Source organism: Hydrogenophaga sp. (genome assembly GCF_050250835.1).
In the GTDB taxonomy this organism is placed as follows: domain Bacteria; phylum Pseudomonadota; class Gammaproteobacteria; order Burkholderiales; family Burkholderiaceae_C; genus Hydrogenophaga.
This window is the reverse complement of the sequence record NZ_JBFWNX010000001.1, coordinates 138854-161150: the sequence shown is the minus strand read 5'-3', so window position 1 is coordinate 161150 and position 22297 is coordinate 138854. Positions and strand designations below refer to the sequence as shown.

Annotated in this window: 19 protein-coding genes; 13 read left to right on the top strand and 6 right to left on the bottom strand. The window is 66.2% G+C overall.

Going from position 1 to position 22297, the window contains the following annotated elements; all coding sequences use genetic code 11:
* From AB7F11_RS00720 to AB7F11_RS00695, 6 genes are read left to right on the top strand one after another with little or no spacing between them, the layout of a single operon-like run.
* Positions 1-1353, top strand: a complete 1353-nt coding sequence (locus AB7F11_RS00720) for a branched-chain amino acid ABC transporter permease (protein ID WP_428289151.1) — start codon at positions 1-3, stop codon at positions 1351-1353.
* Positions 1350-2120 carry an ABC transporter ATP-binding protein gene (locus AB7F11_RS00715; RefSeq protein ID WP_428289152.1) on the top strand — a complete coding sequence of 257 codons (771 nt, stop codon included), beginning with the start codon at positions 1350-1352 and terminating at the stop codon, positions 2118-2120. Before AB7F11_RS00720 ends, AB7F11_RS00715 begins: the two co-directional genes overlap by 4 nt.
* The gene (locus AB7F11_RS00710; RefSeq protein ID WP_428289153.1) at positions 2117-2836 is read left to right on the top strand and encodes an ABC transporter ATP-binding protein; all 720 of its coding nucleotides are present in this window, start codon (positions 2117-2119) and stop codon (positions 2834-2836) included. The genes AB7F11_RS00715 and AB7F11_RS00710 overlap by 4 nt, the downstream gene beginning before the upstream one ends.
* A 47-nt stretch (positions 2837-2883) precedes the next feature.
* A complete protein-coding gene (locus AB7F11_RS00705) occupies positions 2884-4116 on the top strand; it encodes a branched-chain amino acid ABC transporter substrate-binding protein (protein ID WP_428289154.1) in 1233 nt (410 codons plus the stop codon).
* Between the two features lie 23 nt (positions 4117-4139).
* Positions 4140-5642 (top strand): aldehyde dehydrogenase family protein, encoded by a 1503-nt coding sequence (locus AB7F11_RS00700; protein WP_428289155.1) that lies wholly within the window; start codon positions 4140-4142, stop codon positions 5640-5642.
* Between the two features lie 13 nt (positions 5643-5655).
* Positions 5656-7308 carry a GMC family oxidoreductase gene (locus AB7F11_RS00695; RefSeq protein WP_428289156.1) on the top strand — a complete coding sequence of 551 codons (1653 nt, stop codon included), beginning with the start codon at positions 5656-5658 and terminating at the stop codon, positions 7306-7308.
* Here the strand turns inward: AB7F11_RS00695 and AB7F11_RS00690 are convergent.
* The gene (locus tag AB7F11_RS00690) at positions 7292-8908 is read right to left on the bottom strand and encodes a flavin-containing monooxygenase (RefSeq protein ID WP_428289157.1); all 1617 of its coding nucleotides are present in this window, start codon (positions 8906-8908) and stop codon (positions 7292-7294) included. The genes AB7F11_RS00695 and AB7F11_RS00690 overlap by 17 nt on opposite strands.
* A 49-nt stretch (positions 8909-8957) precedes the next feature.
* Positions 8958-9749, bottom strand: a complete 792-nt coding sequence (locus AB7F11_RS00685; RefSeq protein ID WP_428289158.1) for an SDR family NAD(P)-dependent oxidoreductase — start codon at positions 9747-9749, stop codon at positions 8958-8960.
* Between the two features lie 102 nt (positions 9750-9851).
* Here AB7F11_RS00685 and AB7F11_RS00680 point away from each other — a divergent pair, with 102 nt between their 5' ends.
* Positions 9852-11471 carry a flavin-containing monooxygenase gene (locus tag AB7F11_RS00680; RefSeq protein WP_428289188.1) on the top strand — a complete coding sequence of 540 codons (1620 nt, stop codon included), beginning with the start codon at positions 9852-9854 and terminating at the stop codon, positions 11469-11471.
* On the opposite strand, the gene AB7F11_RS00675 is transcribed toward AB7F11_RS00680, so the two are convergent.
* Positions 11447-12514: a Gfo/Idh/MocA family protein gene (locus AB7F11_RS00675; protein ID WP_428289159.1), complete on the bottom strand. Its 1068-nt coding sequence runs from the start codon at positions 12512-12514 to the stop codon at positions 11447-11449. The genes AB7F11_RS00680 and AB7F11_RS00675 overlap by 25 nt on opposite strands.
* Before the next feature lie 88 nt (positions 12515-12602).
* On the opposite strand from AB7F11_RS00675, the gene AB7F11_RS00670 reads away from it, so the two are divergent.
* The 3 genes from AB7F11_RS00670 to AB7F11_RS00660 are packed head-to-tail and all read left to right on the top strand — an operon-like array spanning position 12603 to position 16225.
* The gene (locus AB7F11_RS00670) at positions 12603-14306 is read left to right on the top strand and encodes an FAD-binding protein (protein WP_428289160.1); all 1704 of its coding nucleotides are present in this window, start codon (positions 12603-12605) and stop codon (positions 14304-14306) included.
* 24 nt (positions 14307-14330) lie between these two features.
* Complete coding sequence (locus tag AB7F11_RS00665) at positions 14331-15395, top strand: SDR family oxidoreductase (protein ID WP_428289161.1); 1065 nt, start codon at positions 14331-14333, stop codon at positions 15393-15395.
* Complete coding sequence (locus AB7F11_RS00660; protein WP_428289162.1) at positions 15392-16225, top strand: sugar phosphate isomerase/epimerase family protein; 834 nt, start codon at positions 15392-15394, stop codon at positions 16223-16225. The genes AB7F11_RS00665 and AB7F11_RS00660 overlap by 4 nt, the downstream gene beginning before the upstream one ends.
* On the opposite strand, the gene AB7F11_RS00655 is transcribed toward AB7F11_RS00660, so the two are convergent.
* Together AB7F11_RS00655 and AB7F11_RS00650 are read right to left on the bottom strand one after the other, a co-directional pair.
* Positions 16216-17193 carry a ketopantoate reductase family protein gene (locus AB7F11_RS00655; RefSeq protein WP_428289163.1) on the bottom strand — a complete coding sequence of 326 codons (978 nt, stop codon included), beginning with the start codon at positions 17191-17193 and terminating at the stop codon, positions 16216-16218. The genes AB7F11_RS00660 and AB7F11_RS00655 overlap by 10 nt on opposite strands.
* Positions 17190-17678 carry a MarR family winged helix-turn-helix transcriptional regulator gene (locus tag AB7F11_RS00650; protein WP_428289164.1) on the bottom strand — a complete coding sequence of 163 codons (489 nt, stop codon included), beginning with the start codon at positions 17676-17678 and terminating at the stop codon, positions 17190-17192. Before AB7F11_RS00650 ends, AB7F11_RS00655 begins: the two co-directional genes overlap by 4 nt.
* A 149-nt stretch (positions 17679-17827) precedes the next feature.
* Between AB7F11_RS00650 and AB7F11_RS00645 the strand changes: the two genes are divergently transcribed.
* From AB7F11_RS00645 to AB7F11_RS00635, 3 genes are read left to right on the top strand one after another with little or no spacing between them, the layout of a single operon-like run.
* The gene (locus AB7F11_RS00645) at positions 17828-18952 is read left to right on the top strand and encodes a nitronate monooxygenase (protein ID WP_428289165.1); all 1125 of its coding nucleotides are present in this window, start codon (positions 17828-17830) and stop codon (positions 18950-18952) included.
* Positions 18953-18972: 20 nt separating this feature from the next.
* Positions 18973-19767, top strand: coding sequence for an enoyl-CoA hydratase-related protein (locus AB7F11_RS00640; RefSeq protein ID WP_428289166.1), 795 nt, complete (start codon positions 18973-18975; stop codon positions 19765-19767).
* Entirely contained in the window at positions 19752-21308 is a 1557-nt protein-coding gene (locus tag AB7F11_RS00635) for an acetyl-CoA acetyltransferase (protein WP_428300717.1), read from the top strand. Before AB7F11_RS00640 ends, AB7F11_RS00635 begins: the two co-directional genes overlap by 16 nt.
* Positions 21309-21315: 7 nt before the next feature.
* Here the strand turns inward: AB7F11_RS00635 and AB7F11_RS00630 are convergent, their stop codons facing one another.
* Positions 21316-22284 (bottom strand): LysR family transcriptional regulator, encoded by a 969-nt coding sequence (locus AB7F11_RS00630; RefSeq protein WP_428289168.1) that lies wholly within the window; start codon positions 22282-22284, stop codon positions 21316-21318.
* Positions 22285-22297: the final 13 nt, after the last annotated feature.

Below are 22297 nucleotides of genomic sequence, written 5' to 3'. Positions count from 1 at the left end.
ATGAAACACCCCCGCATCGCTTCGCGCTACCCCCTCAAGGGCGCGGCACCAGCCGTCCAGCAAAGCTGGCCCGGCGGCGCCACTCGATGGAATCGCTTCAAGCTGGCATTCCCCTGGCTGGCACTGACGCTGGTGGTGGTGTTCGCGCCGCTGCTGTTCAGCAGTTCCGCGTCGGTCTACTTCCTCTCCACCATGGGCACGCTCATTCTGTTCTGCCTGTCCTACAACATGTTGTTGGGGCAAGGCGGCATGCTGTCCTTTGGCCACGCGGTGTATTCAGGGCTTGGTGCGCATTTCGCCATCCACGCGATGAACATGGCCGCCGGCGGCGCGATGTGGATGCCGGTCTACCTGATTCCCCTGGTGGGTGGTGTGGCCGGCATGTTGTTCGGTGCATTTTTCGGCCTGATCATGACCAAGAAGGCCGGCATGACCTTTGCCATGATCACGCTGGGCATTGGCGAACTGGTGTTTGCGCTCTCGCACATGTTCCCGAGCTTCTTCGGTGGGGAAGGCGGTCTGTCCACCAACCGCAGCTACGGCGAACCGCTGTTCGGCCTGTCGTTCGGGCCACAGATCCAGGTGTATTACCTCATCGCGTTCTGGCTCGTGCTCAGCACGCTGGTGATGTACGCTTTCACACAGACGCCGCTGGGCCGTATCGCCAATGCGGTGCGCGACAACCCGGAGCGTGCCGAATTCATCGGCTACGACACCCGCCGTGTGCGCTACATCGTGCTGGTGGTGGCCACCTTCTTCGCAGGCGTGGCAGGGGGCCTCTCGGCCATCAATTTCGAGGTGGTGAGCGCCGAAAGCCTGAGCGCCCAGCGCTCGGCGGACGCGCTCATCCTCACCTTCATCGGCGGCACCACCAGCTTTGCTGGTCCCATCGTCGGCGCCTTGGTGGGCGGCTTCCTCATGCACAAGCTTTCAGACTTCACCGGTGCCTGGCAGTTCTACCTGGGCGCATTCTTCGTGCTGTTCGTGATGTACGCGCCCGGTGGCCTGGCGGGTCTGTTCACCGCCAACTGGCGCGTGCTGCGCTCGGGTCGATTCGGCCGCGTGGCACCGCACTGGATCGCCGTGGTGCTGGCCGCCGCGCTCATCGCGCTGGGCACCGTGATCCTGGTGGAGCTGGCTTACATCCACGCCTTTGGCACCAGCAAGGCGGCGGCGGCCCGGCTGCTGGAGCAACTGGGCGAGCATGGCATGTGGATCGGCGCGGGCATCGGTGCCGCCCTGGTGGCGCTGGGCGCTGTCTGGCTGCGTTCGCGCAAGGTGGCCTTCGTGAGCGCCTGGGACAGCGTGAACGCTGAGATCGACGCACGTGCCCTGGAGGGCAGGAAATCATGAATCACGCTCCAGCCATCGAACTGCGCGATGTGCGCAAGCGCTTCGGCGCCACCGAGATCATTCGCGGCGCCAACCTGGTGGTGCCGGCGGGTGAACGCTTCGCCATCATCGGGCCCAACGGCGCCGGCAAGACCACGCTGTTCAACCTGATCTCGGGCCGCTTCGGCCTGAGTTCGGGCGACATCCTGCTCAAGGGCCATTCCATCGTGGGGCTCAAGCCGTTCGAGATCAACCGCGCGGGTCTTTCGCGCAGTTTCCAGATCACCAACATCTTCCACCGTCTGAGCGTTTACGAGAACCTGCGCTGCGCGGTGATGTGGTCGCTGGGGTACCGCTATTCCTTCTGGCAGCGACTCGCCGCACTCGGCGACGTGCGCGAGCGCGCCGAAGCCATCCTGGAGCAGACCGGTCTGGTCGCCAAGCGCGACGTGGCCGCCGGCCTGCTGCCCTATGCCGAACAGCGTGCGCTGGAGATCGGCGTGACGGTGGCCGGTGGTGCCGATGTGATCCTGCTCGACGAACCCACTGCCGGCATGAGCCGCTCGGAGTCGGACGCAGCGGTGGACCTGATCCGCCGCATGACGGTGGGCAAAACCCTGCTGATGGTGGAGCACGACATGGGTGTGGTGTTTGGCCTGGCCGACAAGATCGCGGTGGTGGTGTATGGCGAGGTGATCGCCTGCGACACCCCCGAGCGCATCCGCTGCAACGCCGCGGTGCAGGAAGCCTACCTGGGCACCACCGCACACGAGGAAGCATCGGCATGAGCGCAGTCAACACCACATCGCCGCTGCTCGAACTGCGCGACGTGCATGGCTTCTACGGCAAGAGCCACGTGCTGCATGGGTTGAACCTCCATGTGGGACAGGGCGAGATCGTGAGTCTGCTGGGCCGCAACGGCGTGGGCCGTTCCACGGCGGTCAAGGCGGCCATGGGACAGGTGCAGGCCACCGGTTCGATCCGTTTCAAAGGCGAGGAGATTCTCGGCCTCAAGGCGTTTCAGATCGCCCACAAAGGCCTTGGCTACGTGCCCGAGAGCCGCGACATCTACCCCACGCTCACGGTCGAACAGAACCTGATCCTCGGCGAGAAAAAGGGTAAGGCCTCGCGCTGGTCCATGGACGACATGTACACGTTGTTCCCGCGCCTGAAGGAGCGCCGGCACACGGCGGCTGGCGTGCTATCGGGCGGCGAGCAGCAGATGCTCACGCTGTGCCGCACGCTCATGGGCGACCCTGATCTCATCATGATCGACGAGCCCACCGAGGGCCTGGCGCCAAAGATCGTTGAACAGGTGGGTGCCTACCTCGAAGAACTCCGCCGGCGCGGCATCTCGGTGCTGCTGGTCGAGCAGAAGCTGGCCATTGCCATGCAGATTTCCCAGCGCGTCTATGTCATGGGACACGGCGCCATCGTCTTCGAGGGCGCGCCCTCGGACCTCCAGCGCAACAGCCAGATCCGCAAGGAATGGCTGGAGGTGTAGCGACTCGCTCTCTGGCTTTGTCCCATCCACCCCCCAAAGGAGACACCATGAAATCTTTCATCCGTTCCGCCACCGGCCTGGCCGTTGCACTGGCCTGCTCAGCGTCGTGGGCCGATGTCGTGAAGATCGCGCACATCGACCCGTTCTCCGGACCGGCCGCGGCCATCGTGGAGAACGCCAACAAGACCCTGCGCCTGGTGGTGGACATCGCCAACAAGGAAAACTGGGCAAGCGGCCACACCTATGAGGTGGTGAACTTTGACGGCAAGGGCAGCCCGCAGGAATCGCTGCAGCAGCTCAAGAGTGCGTCGGACCAGGGCATCCGCTACATCGCGCACGCGCACAGCTCGGCCGTGGCCGCCGCACTCATCGACGCCATCAACCGACACAACGAGCGCAATCCCGGCAAGGAACTGATCTACCTGGACGTGACCAACGGCGCACCCGAGCTCACCAACGAAAAATGCAGCTTCTGGCATTTCCGTTTCGATTCGCACCAGGACATGAAGACTCAGGGCCTGGTCAGCTACATGGCCACGCTGCCCGATCTCAAGAAGATCTACCTGATCAACCAGAACTACTCCACCGGCCAGCAGACCAGCGCCGGTGTGAAGGCCGTGCTCAAGCAGAAGCGGCCCGACGTGGAAATCGTCGGTGACGACCTGCATCCCATGCTGGCGGTGAAGGACTTCGCGCCCTACGTGGCCAAAATCAAGGCCTCGGGCGCGCAGGCGGTGGTCACTGCCAACTGGAGCGCCGACTTGACCTTGCTCATCAAGGCCGCCAAGGACGCCAGCCTGAAGGTGCCCTTCTTCACCTACAACGCCGCCACCACCGGCGCACCCACTGCGCTGGCCTCTGCCAACGCCGAGGACGTCAAGCTCATCACCTACTGGAACCCGAACGACTACCCGAACGAGAGCAAGAAGGTGATGGAGCCCTTCCGCGCCAAGTACAACGACGACTTCGTGGTGCTGCCCTACTACAGCACGGTGAAGCTGCTCTCTGCGGCCATGGCCAAGGCCAAGTCGACCGAACCACTGGCCGTGGCCCGCGCCCTCGAAGGGCTGAAGGTCATGAGCATGAATGGCGAGATCGAGATGCGCAAGATGGACCACCAGATCCAGCAGTCGCAAGTGGTCTCGACCTGGACCAAGGCCGACGGCAAGGCCGTGAAGTACGACCTGGAGAAGACCGGCTACGGATGGAAGACGCTGCAGAAGCTCGAGCCTTACGTCTCGTCGCTCCCCACTTCCTGCCAGATGAAGCGACCGGGCTGAAGCCCTCTACAAGGACACACACCATGGGAAGCATTCCAACCCCATTCAAACTGCCCGCGTTCCTGGACGGAAAGCCCAAGCTGCTGCTGATTGACGGCCAGCTGGTGCCTGCGGCCTCGGGCAAGACGTTCAAGACCTACAACCCGAGCACGGGGCAGGTGCTGGCCGAAGTGGCCGAAGCCGGGCCCGAGGACATCCACCGCGCGGTGGGCGCCGCGCGGCGCGCCTTCGAAGGCCCGTGGAGCAAGTTCAAGCCCTTCGACCGCCAGGCCGTGCTGCTCAAGCTGGCCGACCTGCTCGACCAGCACTTCGAAGAACTCTCCACCCTGGACACCCTGGACATGGGCGGACCGATCGCGCGCACCGCAGCCGGTCGGCGCCGGGGCATTGCCCTGCTGCGCTACTACGCCGGGCTGGCCACGGCCACCCACGGCCACACCATCGAGAACTCGGTCGACGGCCACGTCTTCTCCTACACGCTCAAGGAACCCGTGGGCGTGGTCGCGGCCATCAACCCCTGGAACGGTCCGCTGGGGCTGGCCATCTGGAAGATCGCCCCGGTGCTGGCCACGGGCTGCACCATGGTGCTCAAGCCGGCCGAGCAGGCGCCGCTGTCGCCCCTGCGCCTGGGCGAGCTGTGCCTGGAAGCGGGCATTCCGCCCGGCGTGATCAACGTGGTGACTGGTTTCGGTGAAGCCGGAGCGGCGCTGGCGGCCCACCCCGATGTGGACAAGATTGCCTTCACCGGCTCGACCGAAGTGGGCCAGCACATCGTGCGCGCCTCGGCCGGCAACATGAAGCGCGTCTCGGTCGAGCTGGGAGGCAAGTCGCCCAACATCGTGTTTGCCGATGCCGACCTGGACGAGGCGGTGCCTGGCGCGGCCATGGCGGTGTTCAACAACTCGGGGCAGATCTGCAGCGCGGGCACGCGGCTGTTTGTCGAGCGCCGCATCCACGACGAATTTGTCGAACGCGTGGCCGCCTTTGCCAAGACGCTGCGCGTGGGCGATCCGCTGGACCCGCAGACGCAGCTTGGCCCGCTGGTGAGCGACGCGCAGCTCGAGCGCGTCACGGGCTACCTGGCCACGGGCAAGACCGAGGGGGCCAGGGCCTTGTCGGGGGGAGGGCGCATCACCGAAGGGGCGCTGGCGCAGGGGTACTTTGTGGCGCCGACCATCTTTGCCGGGGTGAACGACGGCATGACGATCGCGCGCGAGGAGATCTTTGGTCCGGTGATCTCGGCCATGCCGTTTGACGACGTGGACGAAGTGATCCGGCGGGGCAACGACACGCCGTACGGGCTGGGCAGCGGGGTGTGGACGCGCGACATCAGCAACGCGCAGCGCGTCTCGCGCGGGCTGCGCACGGGCACGGTGTGGGTGAACTGCTACCAGGCGATGGACCCGGCGGTGCCGTTCGGGGGCTACAAGATGAGTGGCTACGGCCGCGAGTCCGGCACCGAGCACATGGAAGAGTATTTGCAGACCAAGGCGGTGTGGCTCAAGGGCCACCCCATGAAGCGCTGAGCTGAGAGCACCCATGTCACGTTCCAATACGGGTTTCGACTACATCATCGTGGGCGCTGGCGCGGCCGGTTGCGTGCTGGCCAACCGGCTTTCGGCCGATCCGGCCGTTCGCGTCGCGCTGGTCGAGGCCGGGCCCTCCGACCTGAACTTCCCCGTCAACGTCAAGACCACGGTGCCGATCGGCAACGTGTTCCTGCTGCCGCACGAGCGTTACAACTGGCAGTTCAACTTCAGGGGCGGCGAGGGCGTCAACCAGCGCGACATTCCTTGCCCGCGCGGACGACTCTTCGGCGGCTGCACCTCGGTCAATGGCACGGTCTACATCCGGGGCCACCAGCGCGACTACGACGAGTGGGCCGCGCTGGGCAACCCCGGCTGGGGATACGACGATGTGCTGCCGTTCTACAAGCAGCACGAGAACCGCGCCGCCGGTGCATCCCGCTGGCACAACCGGGGTGGTGAGCTCGACGTGCAGCGGCTCAGGCACACCAATCCGTTGTCGCACGCGTTCGTGAACGCGGCGCAGCAGGCCGGGCACGCACGCAACGACGATTTCAACGGCGAGCAGCAAGACGGCTTCGGCCTGTTTGAACTCAACCAGCGCGATGGCCGTCGCCTGAGCAGTTCGCGCGCCTTTCTGCACCCTGTGATGGGCCGGCCCAACCTCACGGTGTTTGCCGACACGCTGGTGGAACGCATCCGCCTGCTTGCGGGCCGCGCCGTGGGCCTGACCGTGGTACACGGCGGCAAGCGCGTCGAGCTGGACGCCGGTACCGAGGTGGTGGTGTCTGCGGGCGCCATCAATTCACCACAATTGCTCATGCTTTCCGGCATCGGGCCGGCGCACATGCTGCACCAGCACGGCCTGCAGGTGCAGCATGAACTGCCAGGCGTGGGCGCGAATCTGCAGGATCACCCGACCGTGTCGGTGGCCATGGCCAATCCTGGCGCAGAGTCCTACGCGCTGAGCTGGCGCGTGGCACCGCGTGTGGCCATGGCCCCGTTCCAGTATCTGTTTGGCCGCACTGGCATGCTGTCGTCGAACGCCGCCGAGTCGGGCGGCTTCTTTCGCAGCCAGCCCGGCCTGGATCGGCCCGATGTGCAATACACCTTCATGGTGGGCATGAAGGAAAACGCCAAGACCATGCCGCGCCGCCACGGTGTGGTGCTGCACGTGGCGCTCCTGCGGCCACGCACGCGCGGCCAGGTGTCACTGGCCTCCGCCAACCCGGCCGACAAGCCGGTGCTGGACGCACGGTTCCTGGAAGACCGCGAGGACGCCCGCACCCTGGTGCGCGGACTGAAGGAAGCGCGGCGCATCCTGGGCATGCCGGCGATGGCGCCCTACCTGGGCGACGAGCTGTCACCCGGCGCCAGCGCTGTCAGCGACGATCGCATTGAAGCCTATGTGCGCCAGGCCACCACCACCACTTACCACCCGGTAGGCACCTGCAAGATGGGGCCTGCCGAGGACCCGATGGCGGTGGTGGATTCCCGCCTGCGCGTGCACGGCATCGAAGGCCTGCGCGTGGCGGACGCGTCCATCATGCCCAACATCATTGGCGGCAACACGGCTGCGCCTTCGATGATGATCGGCGAGCGCGCTGCGCACTTCCTGTTGAACCCTCAGGAAGCGGCGGCGCGCCCGGTCAGGCTTGCAGCGTGAACCCTTCGTAACCCTTGAACGCCACGTCCGCGCACTTCATGCGGTAGACGCCGTGACCGCCCACGTAGGGCAGGAACACGCGTGGTTTGCCCGGGATGTTGGCGCCGGTGTACCACGAGTTGGCGCGCGGGAAGAGGGTGGTATCGGCGACCTCGTTGACGTGGCGGACCCAGGCCTCTTCGAAGTCGGGTTGCGCCTCCATGCGCCGGATGCCCTTTTGACCGAGGTAGCGCAGGCAGTCGGCAATCCACTCGATGTGCTGTTCGATCGAGGTGATCATGTTGGTCAGCACCGAAGGGCTGCCCGGGCCGGTGACCATGAACATGTTGGGGTAGCCGGCGGTCATGAGCCCCAGGTAGGTCTTGGGGCCATGAGCCCATTTCTCGGCCAGTGAGGGACCGCCGTCGACGCGGATGTCGATGTTGAGGATGGCGCCGGTCACTGCGTCGTATCCGGTGGCGAACACGATGGCATCGAGCTCGTGTTCTTTTTCAGTCGTGCGGATGCCCTTGGGTGTGATCGCTTCGATCGGATGCTCACGCACATTCACCAGCTTCACGTTGTCGCGGTTGTAGGTTTCGTAGTAGTCGGTGTCCACGCAGATGCGCTTGGTGCCGATGGCGTGGTCGGTGGGCGTGAGCATTGCGGCCACCGCCGGGTCCTTCACCTTCTGTCGGATCTTGTTGCGCACGAACTCGGCCATGGTCTCGTTGGCCTTTTCGTTGGAGAGGATGTCCTTGTAGATGCGGGTGAATCCCGGTCCACCGTGCGCCCATCCCGCCTCATAGACTTTGGCGCGCAGTTCGTCGGACACCTCGAGTGCGCCCTTGTCGGGCGTGGGATGGTTGGCAATGCCGGCCGAGGAATAGCGTGCTTTCTCGCGCCGTGCCGGGTAGTAGGCCTTGAACCAGGCCTCGTACTCGGCAGGCATGGGCGTGTTCCAGGCCGGCAAGCTGAAGTTGGCGGTGCGCTGGAACACCGTGAGTTGCTTCGCCTGCTCGGCGATGCGTGGAATGACCTGGATACCACTGGAGCCGGTGCCGATCACGCCGACCCGCATGCGGGTGAAGTCCACGCCTTCGTGCGGCCATGTGCCAGTGTGATAGAGCTTGCCCTGGAAGCTGTCGCGGCCGGGGAAGTCAGGCATGCGTGGCAACGAGAGGCAGCCACCCGCCACCACGAAAAAGCGTGCGCTGACGGTGTCGCCTTGGTCGGTGCGGATCGTCCAGAGGCTGCTCGCCGAATCGAAAGCAGCGCTCACCACGCGCGTGCTGAACTGGATCGCATCTCGCAGCTCGAAGCGGTCCGCCACGTGGTTGGCGTAGCGCAGGATCTCGCTCTGCTGCGCGTACTTCTCGCTCCACTTCCATTCCTGCTGCAATTCGTTGCTGAAGGAATACGAGTACTCCATGCTTTCCACGTCGCAGCGAGCACCGGGGTAGCGATTCCAGTACCAGGTGCCGCCCACGCCGTCGCCGGCCTCGAAGGCGCGCACCTTCAGGCCCTGCTGGCGAAACTTGTGGATGGCATACAGGCCGCCGAAACCGGCGCCCACGATAACGACGTCAAGCCCGGCGGCTGGCTGCGATGAGGCTTTCAAGGGACAGGTCTCCTGAGGATCTTGGTGAAAGGGAAACGGAAAGGGGAATTCAGACCACGAGCGGCACCGACGCGCCGTCCATGGACATCACCACGCCCGTGACGTACGCCGCGCGGGGCGACGCCAGGAACACCACCACGTCGGCAATGTCCTGGGGTGTGGCCAGGCGACCCAGCGGTGCGCGCGATTGCGCCTGCCGCAAGGCTTCCTCCTCGGGCACGTTGCGCTGCCGCGCGTCGGCCGAGATCGCGGCGGTGGCGCGCTCGGTGAGCGTGAGGGCGGGGTTGACCGCGTTCACGCGCACACCGCTGGGCGCATAGGCCGCCGCCAGGCCAGCGGTGGAGAGCATCAGCGCGGCATTGGCCGAGCCCCCGGCGAGGTGGTGGATGGTGGCGACCTTGCCGCCCATGCCCACCACGTTGACCACGGCACCATGGCCGCGCGCGCCCATGCGTTTGATCAGCGGGTCCGTGACGTTGATGTAGCTGAAGAACTTGGCCTGCATGGCGGCTTGCCAGGCGGCCGGGCTGAGTTCGGCAAACGGCGTGAGCCTGGCTGCGCCGGCAGAATTCACCAGAATGTCGATGGGTCCGCCTTCGCGCTCGGCGGCATCCACCAGCGCCAATGCGGCCTGCGCGTCGCTCAGGTCGGCGCTGTGGATGGCCACGTTGGCGCCTGTGTCTTTCTGCAGTTGTGCCTGCGCGCTCTTGAGGTGTTCAGGGTTGCGGCCAGCGATGCTCACGCGTGCGCCTTCCCGCAGGAATTCCAGCGCGCATGCCAGGCCAATGCCGCGGCTGCCGCCGGTGACGAGCACGTGCTGCCCGGTGAGTCTGAGGTCCATGGGGTCTCCGTTGGGAAAGCTGGAATTGAAATGGTCTTACCAGTAGAATTCTACGACCTTTGAGCGTTTTACAGCGTGAGTTTTGAGGAGACTTCCGTGAGCATGAGCAACACCCATCCCCCCGTAGAACTGGACGCCGTGATCGTCGGTGCCGGCTTTGCCGGCATCTACCAGCTCTACAGCCTGCGCCGCATTGGGCTTTCCGCCCGCGTGCTGGAAGCGGGCGAGGGCGTGGGCGGCACGTGGTTCTGGAACCGCTACCCCGGCGCGCGTTGCGATGTCGAGAGCCTGGATTACTCCTATTCGTTCAGCGAGGAACTGCAACAGGAATGGGACTGGAAAGAGCGCTATGCGCCGCAGCCCGACATCCTTCGATACATCAACCACGTGGTCGACCGCTTCGACCTGCGCCGCGACATCCAGCTCAATGCGCGCGTGACCTCGGCCATCTTCGATGAGACGCTGGACCGCTGGCTGGTGACCACCGAGGGTGGTGATCGGTTTTCAGCGCGCTACTGCATCATGGCCACGGGCTGTCTGTCGATACCGCAGGCGCCCACCTTCTCCGGGCTCGATGTGTTCAAGGGTCGTTGGTACCACAGCGCCAACTGGCCGCACGAGGGAGTGGACTTTTCAGGCCAGCGCGTGGGTCTCATCGGCACTGGCTCCAGCGGCGTGCAGATGACACCGGAAATTGCCCAGCGGGCGAAGCACCTCACGGTTTTCCAGCGCACCGCCAACTACAGCGTGCCGGCGCAGAACGAGCCGATCACGCCTGAGCAGCTCGCCGAGGTCAAGGCCAACTACGGGGCACGCCGCGAGCGCGCCCTGGAAACCCACACGGGGCACTTCCTGATCGCCAACGACAAGTCGGCCATGGAGGTGAGCGAAGAGGAGCGGCGCAAGGAGTTTGAATTCCGCTGGAAGGGCGCCGGCGGTGGCTTTCGCATGCTGCGCGCGTTCAACGACCTGATGGTGAACAAGCAGTCGAATGACAAGGCGGCCGAGTTCGTGCGCAGCAAAATCCGTGCGACCGTGAAAGACCCCGCCACGGCCGAGCTGTTGTGCCCAAAAGAAGATCTTCCGTTCGGCACCAAGCGCCTGTGCGTCGACACCGACTACTACCAGACCTTCAACCGGGACAACGTGGCGCTGGTCGACGTGAAGACCGATCCGCTGGTGGAGGCCACGCCCGGTGGCCTGCGCACGCAATCGGGCCAGGAATACCCGCTGGACATCATCGTCTTCGCCACCGGGTTTGACGCCATGACCGGTGCGCTCAAGTCCATCGACGTGCGCGGTGTGGGCGGGCAACACCTGCGCGACAAATGGGAGCATGGACCGCGCACCTATCTGGGCCTGGCGGTGGCGGGCTTTCCGAACCTGTTCATCCTGGCGGGCCCCGGCAGCCCTTCGGTGCTGAGCAACATGGTGCACTCCATCGAGCTGCATGTGAACTGGCTCACCCAGTGCCTGCAAGACGCGCGCGCCAAGGGTGCGCGCCGCATCGAGGCCCAGCAGCAGGCCGAGGACGGCTGGGTGCAGCACGTGAACGAGGTCGCCGACCGCACGCTCTACCCCACCGCCAACTCCTGGTACATGGGCTCCAACATGCCGGGCAAGCCGCGCGTGTTCATGCCCTACGTGGCCGGCGTGCCCGCCTACCGAAAGATCGTCAATGAGGTGGCGGCCGATGGCTACAGGGGCTTCGAGATGGCTTGAAGCTGGACCACCCGGTGTGTCACTGCTGCCTCATTCACCGCCAGAGCGGCCTGCAGCGTTCGCATGCCGTCCAGACCGGAGCACAGTGGCTGCTCCCGCCCTTCTGCCACGGCGCGCACATGGCGCAGCTGTTCCATGTAAGGGTCCTGCCGGTGCAGCATGGTCTGGCTTGCGGTGAGCGGTTCGTGCCAGCCGCGCTTGCCATCGAAACGCCAGACGTTGAGCCGGGGCAGGGTGATCGAGCCTTCGGTACCGCTGAGGAAGTGCGTGTCCACCGACACCTGCGCGTAGTGCGGCGCTTCGCCGGCGGCGAGGTCCCAGTTCCAGGGCGTCACGGCCGCATCGGACACCGTGAGCGTGCCCAGGGCGCCGTTGGCAAAGCGCAGCAGCACGGCGGCGGTGTCCTCCACCTCGTAGCCGCGCACCGCGCTGGAGGCCATGGCCTGCACGCTCTCGATTTCACCCATCAGATAGCGCAGCAGATCCAGGTCGTGAATCAGGTTGATCAGCACCGGGCCGCCGCCTTTCTCGCGCCGCCAGGCAAGATCGAAGTAGGCATCGGGTTTGAGCCAGGTGGCCATGCCGTTGGCGCAGACCGGCTTGCCCAGCACGCCTTCGTTCACCAGCGCGCGGGCGCGCTGGATGATGGGGTTGTGGCGCCGCTGGTGTCCCACCATGATGGGCACACCGGCTCGTGCGGCGGCATCGCACAGGCGCTGAGCGTTCTCGAGGGTGTCGGCCACCGGTTTTTCCATCAGCACGGGCAGGCCGCGCGAGATGCAGTCGATGCCCACGTCGGCATGCGTGTGGTTGGGCGTGGCCACGATGGCGGCGCGCGCGCCCGATTTCTCCAGCAGATCGCGGTGGTCCGCGAACCAGGCCAGGCCCAGGCCTTCTGCCAGGGTTCTGGCCGCAGGCGTCGGATCGGCGATGGCGGCCACGGTCACGTCCGGATGGCGCAGCATGCGCTCGATGTGCATGCGGCCGATGGCGCCCGCACCGATGACGGCCACGGGCATGCGAGAAGAAGGGGAAGTGGTCATGGTCGTTGGTGGTGGTCTGTATTTTCGCGATAGTATCCTATGGTCCAACCAAACACGACCCCCTCCGAACATCTGGAAAAAGCACACCGTGAGCAGTCCGTCATCCCTCAAGAAAGAAGTTGATCTCGTGGTCGTTGGCGCGGGAGCCGGCGGCATGACCGCCGCCGTCATGGGCACGCTGGCCGGGCTGGACGTGCTGCTGTGCGAGGGCACCGAGCAGGTGGGCGGCACCACCGCCACCGCAGCGGGCACGATCTGGGTGCCCAACAACAACCTGGGCAAGGCTGCGGGCTTCGAGGACAGCCTGGAAGAGGGCATGCGCTACCTCGACGGCCTGGTCCCATCGGGCGAGCTGCGCCGCCTGCGCGAGGTGTACCTGGAGAGCGGACCGCGCATCATCGACGACATCGTGCGGCGCACGCAGGTGAAGTTCATGGCGGCGGGCAAGCACCCCGACTATGTGGACATCCCCGGCTCGCGCGTGGCGGGGCGCGCGCTGGCGCCGCTGCCGTTCGATGGTCGCCTGCTGGGCAAGGAGTTCCATCGCATTCGCCCGCCCATGAAGGAATTCATGGTGCTCGGCGGCATGATGGTCGGCAAGGCCGACATTGGTCACTTGCTGGGACGTTTCCATTCGTGGGCCAGCTTCAAGCACAGCGCGGGCCTGGTGCTGCGCTACGTCAGCGATCGCCTGCGCCATGCGCGTGGCACGCGGCTGGTGATGGGCAACGCGCTGGTGGCGCGACTCTTTGCGAGCCTGCGCGACGCGGGCACGGCCATTGCATTTGGCGCGCAGATCGAGTCGCTGCTGAAAGACGGCGAGCGTGTGACCGGCGCGCGCTTCAAGCTCAGCACTGGCGAACTCGTAGAGGTCAAGGCGCGCCGGGGCGTGGTGCTGGCCACGGGTGGCATCGGTCGCAACCCGGTGCTGCGCAAACAATGGATGGCGCCCGGGCACGACCGGTGGCCATCGCTGATCTTCGAGGGCAACCAGGGCGGCGGCGTGCGTGCAGCCGAACTCGCTGGTGCGGCGATCGACGCCAGGCCGGGCGGCGCGGGCGTGTTGTGGCAACCGGTCTCGGTCACGCAAGATGCCAAGGGCGGCACCGGTCTGTTCCCGCACCTTTTTCTTGACCGGGCCAAGCCCGGCCTGATTGCGGTGGACAGCGCTGGCCTGCGTTTCACCAACGAGGGCGCGTCGTACCACTATTTCTGCGAAGACATGATCCGGCGCCACGCCACCACGCCGGCCATTCCCGCCTGGCTGATCTGCGATGCCGCCTTTGTGGAGAAGTACGGCCTGGGCCTGATCCACCCCGGCACCACGAACCTGAAGCCGCACGTCCGGAGCGGCTACCTGCATGTGGGCGACACGCTGGACGCGCTGGCGCGCAGCATCGGCGTGGACGCGGACGGCCTGAAAGACAGCGTGGCCCGCAACAACGCGTACGCCCTCACTGGCGTGGACAGCGACTACGGCAAGGGCGCCACCGAAGTGAGCCGCTTCAATGGCGACCCCGATCACCAGCCCAACCCCTGTCTGGGTCCCATTGCGCAAGCGCCGTTTTGCGCCATGGCCTTGTGGCCGGGCGATGCGGCGGCCGACGCCGGTCTGGCCACCAACGAAAACGGACAGGTGCTCGACGCCGAAGGCCAGCCCATTGCCGGGCTCTACGCCTGCGGCAACGATGCGGCCTCTCTCATGCGCGGCACCTATCCCGGTCCCGGCGCCACCATCGGCCCGGCCATGGTCTTTGGCTACCGCGCCGCCATGCACGCGGCCGGAACATGATTTCCCTTTTTTGCGAGAACTTCGATGTCACCTGTCTCCTCTCCTTCTGTGGCCCTTGTCGCGGGCGCCAGCGGCATCGTCGGTATCGGCGTGACCCAGCGTCTGGTGGCTGATGGCTGGCGCGTGCTCTGCGCCTCGCGCTCGGGCGGCGGCGACATCGAAGGCACCGAAGGGATCGCGCTGGATCTGATGGACCCGCAGGCCTGCAGGAAGGTGCTGGCGAACCACCCCGGGATCACGCATGTGTTTTTCACGGCTTACCAGCCCGCACCCAGCCGCGCAGCCGAAGTCGCCCCCAACCTGGCCATGCTCAGGAATCTCGTGGAGGCCGTGAGTGCGACGGCGCCTCTGCTGGAGAAAGTGGTGCTGACCACGGGTGCGAAGTTCTATGGCATCCAGTGGGGCCAGACGAAGACGCCGTGCCGGGAGACCGACCCGCGCCAGTTGCCGCCCAACTTTTATTACGACCAGGAAGACTTCCTGCGCCAGGCGCAGCAGGGCCAGCGCTGGTCCTGGGTCAACCTCATCCCGCCATTCGTGTCCGGATTCGCAGTGGGCAACCCCATGAACCTGGTGATGGGCGTGGGCATCTACGCCGCCATCAGCAAGGAGATGGGTCTGCCGCTGCGCTTCCCCGGCAGCGCAGGTGCCTACGAAGCGCTGCACCAGATCGCCGACGCGCACGTGATCGGCGCGGCCGCGAGCTGGGCCGCCCGCTCGGAGACAGCGGCGAACCAGGCCTTCAATGTGAGCAACGGCGACCCCGCGCGCTGGCGCAACACCTGGCCGGTGATCGCCCAGGGCCTGGGCATGGAATGGGCCGAGCCCAAGACCATGCCGCTGGTCGATGTGATGCCCGACCAGCAAGCGCTTTGGGACCGCATCACCGAACGCCATGGCCTGCGCAAGATCGACATCAACCGCATCGTCAACTGGGCCTGGGTCGACTACATGCTGCGCATGTCGCACGACGTGTTGCTGGAGACCGGCAAGATCCGCCGCGCCGGCTTTCACGAATGCATCGAGACCGACGCCATGTTCGTGCAGCGCCTGCGGGAATTGCAGCAGCACAAGGTGCTTCCGTCATGAACGCGCGTCACCGCCGCATTGGCGATCTCACCCTGGGCTTTCTGACGCTGGGCGCACAGGCCGCCCCGCTGGACGTGATCGACGCGGCGGCGAACGCCGGCTTCGGCGCTGCGGGCCCGCGCATCAGCGGACGCTACCCCGGTGACGCCTGGCCCTCGGTGGATGGCAACCCGGACGCGTTCGACGAGATCCGGCGGGTGGCCGCGCAGCGCGGCGTTCGCCTGTCCAGCATCAGCGGGTACTACATCTCGCCGCAAGTGACGCTGGAGCATCTGCTGGCCAACGTGCGAGCCGCCAGGGCCGTGGGCGCGCCCATGATCCTGCAAGGGTGCTTTGACGGCGACCAGTCACGCGTGGCCGCGCTGGTGCGCGACTACGCCGCCGCTGCGCGCGAGGCGGGCGTGCGCATCGCGCTGGAGTTCATGCCCATGAGCGAACTCAAGACACTGGCGCAGACGGTGGCGCTCATCGCTGCCAGCGGTGCGGGCAACGTGGGCATCCTGGTGGATGCGCTCCACCTGGCACGTTCAGGGGCCACCCCTGGCGACGTGGCCGCGCTCGATCCGTCGGTCGTGTACCTCACGCAGCTGTGTGATGCGCCGGCACAGCTCGCCGAAGGGGACACACTGTTCAACGAAGCCATGGCCGGACGCAGGCTGCTGGGCGACGGCGGGCTGGATCTGGCCGGGCTGGTGAATGCCTTGCCGCCGGACGCCGAACTGGAACTGGAGACGCCCGCCGTGCAGCATGCCGACCTGGCACCCACCCTGCGTGCTCGCCATGCGGCCGAGGCGGCACAGCGCTTTTTCTCACGGCACTTTCAGGGGTAGAGGCCCTCGGCCCTGGCCTTGACGGTGGCCAGGGTCACCAGCAAATCGAGCGTGGGGGTGGAAACCCCCTGCTCGCGCGCCATGCGCAGGGGCGCCAGGAACATGCTTTCGAGTTCGATCCTGCGGCCGGCAGCGGCGTCCTGCGCGATGCTCGGCACATGGGGTGAACGCTGCGCAAAGGCCAGTTGTCCCGCAAAGTCGATGTCTGCTCGGCTGCCCACCGCAATGGCCGTGGCCGCCACCTCGGCCAGCACGCGAAAGCGCGCGTCCACCAGCACCTGCTCTGCAAACAGATCGCGTATCGGCACCGGCACCAGAACCCCCATCGGACCAGAGCCCAGGTTGAGCGCCAGCTTGGTCCAGATGGCGTCGCGGATGGCGGCGGTGGTCTCGACCGGGAAGCCCGCCTTTCGCAAGGCCTCAGCAGCCTGGCGCAGTCGTGGCGTGTCCTGCCCGCTGGGTTCACCCAGGGTGAGTGCGCGGTTGCCGCCCTTGACTTCGATCAGGCCGGGCGCGAGCACGGTGCAGGCGCTCGACGTGACACCTCCGATCACGCGCTGGGGACCGATGACGCGCCAGAGCGCATCGGTGGGATCCAGATCGGTCATTCGCCGGCCTTCGCGCGAACCCCCTACGCCATGGTGGTACCACCAGGGAATGCCGTTCTGCAGGAACACCACGGGCGTGTCGGGTCCCAGCAGTGGCGAGATGGCTTCTGCCGCCTCGGGCAGGGCATGGGATTTGAGCGTGACCAGCACGAGATCTTGCGCGCCGAGTTCGCCCGCGTTGTCGCTGGCCCTCAACTCGGCCCTGATTTCACCTTCGTCGGTGCGCAGTGTCAGCCCGGAGCGTCGCACGGCGGCCAGTGTCTCTCCACGCACCACCACGCTCACGTCCTGCCCCGAGCGGGAAAGAAGCGCCGCGAAGTGGCCGCCGGTGGCGCCGGCGCCAAACACGGCGATCTTCATGGCGGTGTCACTTTCTGTTCCGGATCGTTGGCTTCCAGGTGCTCGCGGTCGGCGTGCAGCTCGATCAATTTGTTCAAAAGCGCCAACAGCTGCTTGCGTTCGGCGCGTGGCAGTGGTTCGAGCACGGCCTCCCGGGTCTCGCGCGCGGCCACGCTGGCCTCGCGCAACACCTTCTCTCCCTCGCGCGTGAGGTGCAGCGTGCGCGCGCGTCGATCGCTCGGATGCGGTCGGCGCTCGATCAGCGCCTTCGCTTCGAGGCGGTCGATCACACCGGTGAGGGTGGCCTTGTCGAACTTGATGAGGGCCGACAGCCGGGTGGCGTCCACGCCCGGGTGCTCGTGGATGCCCACGAGCGAGGCGAACTGCACGGTGGTCAGGTTGTGGGGGGTGAGCTGCTCGGTGGCGATGGCCACGGAAAGCTGGAAGGCCCGGCGGAAAAGGTAGCCGGGCGCCTGGCGCAGGTCCTGGATCGAGAGGATGGGCATGGACGCAGTGTAGAGGGGCGGATCGAGGCGGAGCAATCGGCGCAGCGGCTGCCGGCCAGGCTTGGCAAATTCTATTTGAACAGATATAGTATGTATACGAACAACATGGCAGGCAACTCCACAGGAGCTGCGTGCCGCAGGAGACCCGCTTGCAAACCCCTATCTGTGAACGCCTCGGTTGCGAGGTGCCCATCTTTGCGTTTTCCCACTGTCGTGACGTGGTCGTGGAAGCCACGCGCGCCGGGGGCTTTGGCGTGCTCGGTGCAGTCACGTTTTCACCCGAGCAACTGGAGCGAGAGCTCAAGTGGATCGACGACCACGTGGACGGCAGGCCTTATGGCGTCGATGTGCTGATTCCCTCCAACTACGACAAGGATGCAGAAGCCTCCGAACAGCCGGTGCAGGACATGCTGCCTGCGGAGCAGCGCCAGTTCATGGAAGACCTGCTGGCGCGCGAGGGAGTGCCCGAGCTCGGCCCCGACGATGCCAAAGCCGCTCGCGAGGAACTGAGCGGGCGCGGTCGCAATTCGACGCCGGCGGGCGCCAGGAAGCTCATCGACGTGGCGCTGCGCCATCCGCAGGTGAAGCTGGTGGTGAGCGCTCTGGGCACGCCACCCAGGGCGCTGGTGGACGAACTGCACGCGCGCGGCATTCTGGTGGGTTCGCTGTGCGGCAAGCCCGAGCATGCGGTGGACCAGCGTGAGGCGGGTGTGGACATCATCGTGGCGCAGGGCACCGAGGCGGGTGGCCACACGGGCCAGATCTCCACCCTGGTGCTGGTGCCGCAGGTGGTGGATGTGGTCGCGCCTGGCATGGCCGTGCTCGCTGCGGGCGGAATCAGCCGAGGCAGTCAGATCGCGGCGGCCTTTGCGCTGGGCGCGCAGGGCGTGTGGATGGGCACGGTGTGGCTGGGTACGCGCGAGAGTGAACTCACGCCCATGGAGAAAGACGTGCTCTTCAAGGCCCGCACCGAAGACGCGGTGCAACGCAAGTACCAGACCGGCAAGACGGTGCGCATGATCCGCAGCAAGGCTTCCGAGGCCTGGGAGAAGCCAGGCGCACCGAAGCACCTGCCACCTCCGTTGCAGAACGTGCTCTACCACAGCGCGCGCATCCGCATCGAGAAGGCACGCCGTGCCGACCTGTGCTCGTTCCCCGCTGGCCAGGTGGTGGGCACCATGCGCGACGAGACCTCGGTGCGCCAGGTGATGGCCGACCTGATGAACGAATACGCCGCGACAGCCGAGCGACTGTCGCCCCTGATCAACCTCTGAAACCCTCACGAAGCATTGACATGAGCCAGATCACGCAACGAGAGTTCTGCACCGTCGAACGCGACGGTCACCTCACCATCGTCACCATGAACCGCCCCGAGGTGATGAACTCGCTTCACTACGAAGCCGACCTGGAGCTTCACGAGGTCTGGAACGATTTCGCCACCGACGATGACCAGTGGGTGGGCATCATCACCGGTGCCGGGGAGAAGGCCTTCAGCACCGGCAACGACCTGAAGACCCATGCGCAACGTGGCGTTCGGCATTTTCCGCCCACGGGTTTTGCCGGCCTCACCACGCGATTCGACCTGGACAAGCCGGTGATCGCTGCCGTCAATGGCATCGCCATGGGAGGTGGGTTCGAGCTTTCGCTGGCGTGTGACGTGGTGGTGGCATCGGAGAACGCGTTCTTTGCCCTGTCCGAGCCGCGCGTGGGCCTGGCGGCACTGGCCGGTGGTGTGCAGTACCTGCCTCGCGCCATCGGCCTTCCTCGCGCCATGGGCATCCTGCTCACCGGGCGGCGCGTGCCAGCGGCCGAGGCCTTCAGCCTGGGCATCGTCACCGCGCTGGCGCCCGCGGGCGGGGCACTTGCCGAGGCCCGTCAATGGGCGGGTCAGATGCTGGAATGCGCTCCGTTGTCATTGCGGGCCACGAAGGAAGTGGCGCGCAAGACCATGCTGGGCGACGACTTCGAGACCAAGCTCATGGCCGCGCGCGAGTTCCCGGCGGCCAAACGCCTGCGCAGCAGCGAGGACTACCAGGAAGGGCCTCGCGCTTTCGCCGAGAAACGCAAACCCCAATGGAAGAACCGGTGATGCTGGACAAAACCCGCGTTCCTGTCATCGTCGGCACCGGCCAGGTGACCGACACCTCATCGCCACCCGAGTCTGCGCGTTCGCCGCTGCAGTTGATGGTGGAAGCCGCACAGCTGGCCGCGGCCGACAGCGGCTCGGGTGCGGCCCTGTTGCGCTCCCTCGACTCGGTGACGGTGATTCGCCTTTTCTCAGACACGGTGCCACGCTTTGCTTCGCCGTTCGGCAAGCTGGTCAATCCCCCATGGTCGCTGGCCCAGCGCCTGGATGCGCAGCCCACCGACCTGGTGTACCCACCGCAAGGTGGCGATTCGCCCCAGGTGCTGCTGGCTCGCGCCTGTGAGCGCATCGCCCAGGGCGAGTCGCAGGCGGCGCTGATCGTGGGCGGCGAGGCCTTGCGCACCGAGCTTGCTGCCAGGCGCGCCGGGTTGGCGCTGCAATGGGGCGAGGACGCGCCGTCGCAGCCCAACGGCCTGGACGGCGTGAAGGACATGTACACCGCCGAAGAAGAAGCGCATGGCATGCGCTCGGCGATTGCCATGTACGGCCTCATTGGCCAGGCGTTGCGCGGCGCGGCCGGCCAGTCGGTGGACCAGTACCGAGAGGCCAGCGCCCGCCTGTTTGCCGGCTTCGCCGCCGTGGCCAAGGCCAATCCGCTGGCCACTCGCCGCGCCGGCTACAGCGCCGAGGCCATCGCCACGGTCACGCCAGACAATCCCTACGTGGGCTTTCCGTTCACCAAGCTCATGACGGCAAGCGCCTTCATCGACCAGTCCGCCGCCTTCATCGTGGTCTCGGAGGCGCGTGCCGACGAGCTGGGCATTCCCGAAGACCGGCGCGTTCACCTGCACGGCAGCGCTGCAGCGCACGACGAATGGTTCGTCAGCGATCGTCCGCGCCTGGACCAGTCCCCTGCGATGCGGCTGTCGGCGCAGCACGCGCTGGCGCAGGCAGGCTGCACGCTGGACGACCTGGCTTTCCTCGACATCTACAGCTGCTTCCCATCGGCGGTGCAGATCGCCTGCAAGGAGCTCGGCATTTCCCCCGACGATCCGCGTGAGCTGACAGTGACCGGCGGCCTGCCGTATTTCGGCGGGCCGGGCAACAACTACGTGACCCACGCCATTGCCGAAATGGTGCGGTGCGTGCGCAGCCAGCCAGGGTCGTTCGGCCTGGTCATGGCCAACGGCGGGCTGGTGACCAAGGAGGCCGTTGGCGTTTACTCCACCCGGCGACCCACGCGGCCGTTCGTGCGCGAGCGCGCGGCGCTGATCCAGGACCAGATCGACCGCATTCCCAGCCAGCCGCTGAACCACGCGCCGCAGGGCGAGGCGGTGATCGAGACCTATGCCGTGTTGCATGGCAAGAACGGCCCGGAGCGCGGCGTGATGTTTGGCCGGCTCGTGGCCACGGGCGAACGATTTCTGGCCAACACCCCGGACGATGCGCAGACGCTTGCCCGGCTGGAGAGCACGGAAGCGCTGGGCCTGCGTGGACAGGTGTCCCGCGTGGGCGAGATCAACGTGTTCGTGCCGACCTTCTAGGGGCTGGTCAGGCCAGCAGCGGAAGCCCTTCGCGATGTTCGCAGTCCGCACAGACTTCCTGCACCACCTGCCGCATGGCGGCGCGCACCCACTGGTGCAGGGGTTGGCGGTGCGTGCGCTCGTGCCAGACCATGGTGGTCTTGAACGGCGCGATGTCCACCGGCAATGCATGCAGGCGCAGCTGCAAGGCGACCTCGCTGCGCCGTGCCAGCCAGGTGGGCATGGTGCAGAGCAGGCTGGAGCTGGCCACGATTTCCGGGGCCAGCACGATGGAGCTCACCCGGGCGCCCACGGTGCGCACGAGGTTGCGCGACTTCAGTGCCTCGGCCACCGAAGATTCGGCCCACGAAAGGGCCACGTTGGGCGCAGCGGTGAGCACGTGCCGTTCGCGCATGAACGCATCGAGTGTGAGGCGATGGTTCTGGATGCGCGGATGCCCGGCGCTGCGGATCGCCGAGAGCGACTGGATCAGCAGGTCGCTGGCATACATCTGCTCGGGCACCTGCGTGGCGTAGCCCACCGCCATGTCGATCCGGCCCTCGGCCATCAACGCGAACAGATTGGTGTGATCGAGCCGCTGGATCGCCACGCACAACTGCGGTGCCTCCAGGTCAAAGCGGCCGATCAGGTGGGTGCCGAGCAGCAGCGCCATGGAGTCCGACATCGCCACCGTCAGCGTGCCTTCGGCGCGTGCGGGCTCAAAGGGGCGGGGGTCGGAGAAGATGTCCTCCAGCACCGACAGGCCGGTCTTCACCAGGGCGGAAAGTTCCAGCGCGCGCGGTGTGAGTTCCATGCCTTTTCCGGTGCGCACCAGCAGCGGGTCGCGCGTGAGCTCGCGCAGGCGCGAAAGCGCATTGCTCATGCCCGGCTGGCTCATGCCCAGGCGGTTGGCCGCGCGCGTGACCGATTTTTCGGCCAGCAGGGCTTCGAGGCAGAACAGCAGGCTGACTTCGATGCGCTGGGTGCTCACGTCCATCCAATCATTGGAG

Bases quoted from the DNA above. Each gene is read 5' to 3' on its own strand.
- AB7F11_RS00700 (WP_428289155.1), top strand. From the start codon at position 4,140: ATGGGAAGCATTCCAACCCCATTCAAACTGCCCGCGTTCCTGGACGGA.
- AB7F11_RS00680 (WP_428289188.1), top strand. From the start codon at position 9,852: ATGAGCAACACCCATCCCCCCGTAGAACTGGACGCCGTGATCGTCGGT.
- AB7F11_RS00720 (WP_428289151.1), top strand. From the start codon at position 1: ATGAAACACCCCCGCATCGCTTCGCGCTACCCCCTCAAGGGCGCGGCA.
- AB7F11_RS00675 (WP_428289159.1), bottom strand. From the start codon at position 12,514: ATGACCACTTCCCCTTCTTCTCGCATGCCCGTGGCCGTCATCGGTGCG.
- AB7F11_RS00660 (WP_428289162.1), top strand. From the start codon at position 15,392: ATGAACGCGCGTCACCGCCGCATTGGCGATCTCACCCTGGGCTTTCTG.
- AB7F11_RS00665 (WP_428289161.1), top strand. From the start codon at position 14,331: ATGTCACCTGTCTCCTCTCCTTCTGTGGCCCTTGTCGCGGGCGCCAGC.
- AB7F11_RS00650 (WP_428289164.1), bottom strand. From the start codon at position 17,678: ATGCCCATCCTCTCGATCCAGGACCTGCGCCAGGCGCCCGGCTACCTT.
- AB7F11_RS00635 (WP_428300717.1), top strand. From the start codon at position 19,752: ATGGAAGAACCGGTGATGCTGGACAAAACCCGCGTTCCTGTCATCGTC.
- AB7F11_RS00710 (WP_428289153.1), top strand. From the start codon at position 2,117: ATGAGCGCAGTCAACACCACATCGCCGCTGCTCGAACTGCGCGACGTG.
- AB7F11_RS00715 (WP_428289152.1), top strand. From the start codon at position 1,350: ATGAATCACGCTCCAGCCATCGAACTGCGCGATGTGCGCAAGCGCTTC.
- AB7F11_RS00705 (WP_428289154.1), top strand. From the start codon at position 2,884: ATGAAATCTTTCATCCGTTCCGCCACCGGCCTGGCCGTTGCACTGGCC.
- AB7F11_RS00640 (WP_428289166.1), top strand. From the start codon at position 18,973: ATGAGCCAGATCACGCAACGAGAGTTCTGCACCGTCGAACGCGACGGT.
- AB7F11_RS00630 (WP_428289168.1), bottom strand. From the start codon at position 22,284: ATGGACGTGAGCACCCAGCGCATCGAAGTCAGCCTGCTGTTCTGCCTC.
- AB7F11_RS00685 (WP_428289158.1), bottom strand. From the start codon at position 9,749: ATGGACCTCAGACTCACCGGGCAGCACGTGCTCGTCACCGGCGGCAGC.
- AB7F11_RS00655 (WP_428289163.1), bottom strand. From the start codon at position 17,193: ATGAAGATCGCCGTGTTTGGCGCCGGCGCCACCGGCGGCCACTTCGCG.
- AB7F11_RS00695 (WP_428289156.1), top strand. From the start codon at position 5,656: ATGTCACGTTCCAATACGGGTTTCGACTACATCATCGTGGGCGCTGGC.